Here is a 621-nt window from a genome sequence, read left to right on the forward strand (position 1 = left end):
CGGGATGGGGGCCCGCAGCCGCTCGCCGCGGGGTGCCCGGCCATGGGTGCGGGCCATGTTGGTCGATGCCCAGGTTTCATCAATGAAGACGAGTTTCGCAGGATCGAGGTCGAGCTGGCTCTCGAACCAGGCCCAACGCCGCCTCAGGATGTCCGGGCGGCCCTGCTCCGCGGCATGCGCCGACTTTTTTTGCGCGTGATGCGGTGCCGGTCGAAGAACCGCCACAGCGTGCTGATGCCGACCGAAACTCCCGCCTCCGCCAACCTGGCCCGGATCTCCACCAGCGAGATGTCGGACTTCCGCTCCACCAAGCTCAGGATGAAGGCCGCACGGGCCTCGATGCGCCCCGAGCGGCGGTCTCCACCGAGAGGCCCTGGAGCAACCGAACCCACCCGACGCGCCAACGCGCACCAGCGGACCGCGCTCGCCGCGCTGACGCCAAAGCGGGCCGCTGCCGCCCGGCAGGATGACCCGGAGGTCACCGCTGCGACCACCCGTTCCCGCAGATCCACCGACAACGCCCTCGACATGCCTTCGCCCTTCTTGCCATAGGGCGACTGAATCAGCTTCAGGCGGACGTGGGGATCACAAGCGATTCAGTCAGGCCGGAAACCGCTCTAG

Annotated in this window: 1 pseudogene; it reads right to left on the reverse strand. The window is 68.1% G+C overall.

Annotation, left to right across the window (positions count from 1 at the left end):
* Window positions 1–530, reverse strand: a pseudogene (locus D9598_RS20895) (IS630 transposase-related protein); the annotation flags it as partial.
* Window positions 531–621: the final 91 nt, after the last annotated feature.

It is taken from the genome of Roseomonas sp. KE0001 (genome assembly GCF_016107285.1).
Taxonomy (GTDB): domain Bacteria; phylum Pseudomonadota; class Alphaproteobacteria; order Acetobacterales; family Acetobacteraceae; genus Pseudoroseomonas.